The following is a 3,565-nucleotide window of genomic DNA, read 5'->3' on the forward strand; positions in this document are numbered from 1 at the left end:
AACGCCCCGGTCGACGGGTCCGGCGTCTGCCCGGCATGAATCACCCGGGTGGCGAAGGCATGGCGGGTGTCGTCGTGCTGGCTCATGCGAGAGATCTCCGCAAGTGATTGAGCAGGTCCATGCGGGTGATCAGGCCATGGAAGCCAGAGGCATCGGCGATGATCGCCACCAACCCGCGGTCGAGTTCTTCCTGAAGCTGCGCCAGGCCGGCGTCGGGCGGCAGGGTCTCCAGCTTGACGGTCATCACGCTGGCGACCGGCGCGCTGAAGTGCGAAGGGTCCTGGTGCATGCCCAGCAAAATGTCGGATTCGTCGATGACGCCAGCCAGGCGATTGCCGTCGACCAGCACCGGCAGCTGCGACACATCGGCCAGGCGCATGCGCTGGAAAGCGGTCAGCAGGGTGTCATCGGGTCCCACGCTGATGACCCGGCCATCCTCGAAGCGGCGGGCGACCAGGTCGCGCAAGTCCCCGTAATGCGTGCGCTGGAGCAGGCCCTGGTCGGTCATCCACTGGTCATTGTAGACCTTCGACAAATAGCGGGTGCCCGTGTCGCAGACAAAGCTGACCACCCGTTTGGGCTGGGTCTGCTCACGGCAGTAGCGCAGCGCCGCGGCCAGCAGGGTGCCGGTGGACGAGCCACCCAGGATGCCCTCGGTGCGCAACAGGTAGCGAGCGTGCTCGAAGCTTTCCTCGTCGCTGATCGAATACGCGTGGCGGACGCTGGAGAGGTCGGCGAAGGAGGGGATGAAGTCCTCGCCAATGCCTTCCACCGCCCATGAACCGGGCGTGGGCAGGGTACCGCTGCGGCTGTATTCGGCGACCACCGAGCCCACCGGGTCGGCCAGCACCATGTGCAAGTCAGGCTGGACGCGTTTGAAAAAGCGCGTCAGGCCCGTAAGCGTTCCTGCCGAGCCCACGCCGACCACGATGGCGTCCAGGTCATGCTGAGTCTGCGCCCAGATCTCCGGCGCGGTGCTGCATTCATGGGCCAGGGGGTTGGCGGGGTTGTTGAACTGATCGGCAAAGAACGCCTCCGGTATCTCGGCCGCCAGCCGCGCGGCCACGTCCTGGTAGTAGTCGGGGTGGCCCTTGCCCACATCCGAGCGAGTGATATGCACCTCCGCGCCCATGGCCTTGAGGTGCAGCACCTTCTCGGTGGACATCTTGTCGGGGACCACCAGTACTACCCGGTAGCCTTTGGCGCGGCCGACCAGCGCCAGGCCCAGGCCGGTGTTTCCGGCGGTTGCCTCGACGATGGTGCCGCCGGGGCGCAGGCGCCCGTCACGTTCGGCGGCGTCGATCATCGCCAGGCCGATCCGGTCCTTGATGGAACCGCCAGGGTTCTGCGATTCGAGCTTGAGGAAGAGGCTGCAAGGGCCCGTGTCGATGCGGCTGACCCGCACCAGCGGGGTGTTGCCGATGAGTTCGAGTACGGCGGGGCGGGAAGCGGTAGACATGGCATGCACCCTGAGTGGTCTCCATTAAAGACAACTGTAGCAACTCGACATTAGTGACCTGGTGGCGCTGCCGGTTCCGGCCGTCTTCCCGCTTCGGGACCATCGGCATGTGCTGTTTTATACCACCCCTACAGGCTTTCCGAATACCTGGTGCCCCACTTTATATCTCCATAACCCGACACACCGCCAAAAATGTAGCGCTACTTTGATCAGCTGAAAATTTAAACATCGCAGGGCGACAAAGAAGTAAACAACAACGAGGTCCGGGTCAGCCTTGTTCGTAGAATCAAATTACAAATCGGCAGCATTAATAATTACGCGCCCTTGTTGGGGTGCTATAATTTCGCGTAACTTGTGGGGGGTAGACTATGTATATCGATATCAAACGTGCCTATGAGCAAATGGTTGAAACCGTTACTGCATTCAACCAATCATGGCCCACACTTGTCGTCGCCGGAAAAGTCTGGAATCTCCCCATACTTCAAGAGCAGCGCACGCCCGATGTAATTGAAGTGAAGGCACTGGAAGGGCAGCAGGCCATCGACGCAACCGTCCACGCCATCAGTACGTTCGAGCGGGACGTCGGCCAGGCGCCGGGCACCGTGATGCGTCTGCCTGGCTACTTCCAGCTGAGCGCATCGGTGCTGCCACTCGCCATGGAAGTGAACAATGCCAAGCAGCAATTGATGGCGGCGATCGAGGCGGAGCGGATCGCCCAGAACCTCACGCCTGAAATGCGGCCCCGATTAATGCGTCGAGCGCTCGGTGCCGCGACTTTCAGCACCAAGCAACTTGAACGCAAGTTGCATGCGTTCGATGGAGCGCCCAGGCGTCTATCGTTCACCTGGGCAGGGCATACGACAGGGAACGAGAAAATTCTTGTCGGCAAGATCCGCGAGCAATTGAACGCAGCGGCGCAGGCCCGCGCGCAGAATGAAGATATTCCGGTACATGAAACACCAGAATATCTTGATCTTCGGGCGATCGTGCGGCTGGACGACACCGATGTACTGGTCAAGCACAAGAACATCGCCCCGCATCCGCGCTGCACGATCTGGTTCGGGCCAACGGGCGAGCGGTGGGACGCGCAGCCGAAAGCCAACCTGCCGGTGTTTGTGCTGGCCGGAGACACGCCCATGAAACTGAGCGACCTCAAGACGTTCGACAAATCGGCCCGGGGCGGCCAGCGCAAGGACACCAAGCTGCGTGAAGAGGTATGGGCGCAGCGTCATATGTACCTGCCCATCGCCAGCGCCGGAGCGATGCTGGACCAGGGCGGTGCCTCGTCGGCGGGGCGCGTGGATTCGACCTATCGACTGGGCGGCGCGGTGTATCAGCAGACGTAGGGCTGCCCACGCTCAGAAACTGCTGCGCATCTGAGGCTTGGCATTCACCGTCTCCCGGTCTCGGGCCACCTGCTCGGCGTGCACCGCGGGCGCTGCGTTGCCCCACCTGTTGCGCACATAGGTAAGCACCGCGGCGATGTCCGTGTCGCTGAGCTTCCAGTCGAATGAAGGCATGCCTGCGCCGGTCAGATTGCCTTGGGTAACCACGGCCTTTCCGCCCTTGAGCACGGTGGCCACCAGGTTGGAGCCGCTCGGCGTGCGCACGCCCGGGTTGTCGGCAAAGCCGGTCACCATGCCCGCGATGCCTTCACCGGCCACGTTGTGGCAGGCCATGCAGTGCTGTTCATACACCTGCGCGCCTCGACGCATGACCGGCTCGGTGGCAGCGATGGCCTTGGGCACGGTGACACCCGACCCCTCCAGTGACTTCAGGTAATCGGCGATCGCTGCCAGGTCATTATCGTTCAGGTGCTGCGTCGAGAATTCAATCACCTCGCCCATGGCGCCGGATGCGATGGCCTGATGGTTGGCGCCGGTTTTCAGGTAGGCCTGCAACTGCTCGGTGCTCCAGTTGCCGATGCCCCGGTATGGATCCGAGCTGATCTCAGGCGCGTAGCCGCCCAGCAGTTCCGCGCCCTGGAGGTAGCGGCGGGTGTCGCCGCCGAGGCCGTTCTTGGGCGTGTGGCAGACCGCGCAGTGGCCGGGGCCGTCGACCAGGTAACGCCCGCGATTCCATTGCGTCGAGCGCCCAGGATCGACC

Annotated in this window: 4 protein-coding genes; 1 reads left to right on the forward strand and 3 read right to left on the reverse strand. The window is 62.9% G+C overall.

Translation table 11 applies throughout. The features are described 5' to 3' along the window. Window positions 1-86 (reverse strand): hypothetical protein (locus VJS90_RS21870; protein ID WP_414704934.1); only part of this gene is annotated, 86 nt, incomplete at its 3' end. Further along, window positions 83-1,459: a pyridoxal-phosphate dependent enzyme gene (locus VJS90_RS11975; protein ID WP_324121867.1), complete on the reverse strand. Its 1,377-nt coding sequence runs from the start codon at window positions 1,457-1,459 to the stop codon at window positions 83-85. The genes VJS90_RS11975 and VJS90_RS21870, both read right to left, overlap by 4 nt. A 368-nt stretch (window positions 1,460-1,827) precedes the next feature. On the opposite strand from VJS90_RS11975, the gene VJS90_RS11980 reads away from it, so the two are divergent. Continuing rightward, entirely contained in the window at window positions 1,828-2,805 is a 978-nt protein-coding gene (locus VJS90_RS11980; protein ID WP_324121868.1) for a DNA replication terminus site-binding protein, read from the forward strand. Window positions 2,806-2,817: 12 nt separating this feature from the next. Here the strand turns inward: VJS90_RS11980 and VJS90_RS11985 are convergent. Further along, on the reverse strand, window positions 2,818-3,565 hold a 748-nt coding region (locus VJS90_RS11985; RefSeq protein WP_324121869.1), incomplete at its 5' end, for a cytochrome c.

The sequence above is a fragment of the Pseudomonas sp. genome (assembly GCF_035277045.1).
Classification (GTDB): Bacteria; Pseudomonadota; Gammaproteobacteria; order Pseudomonadales; family Pseudomonadaceae; genus Aquipseudomonas.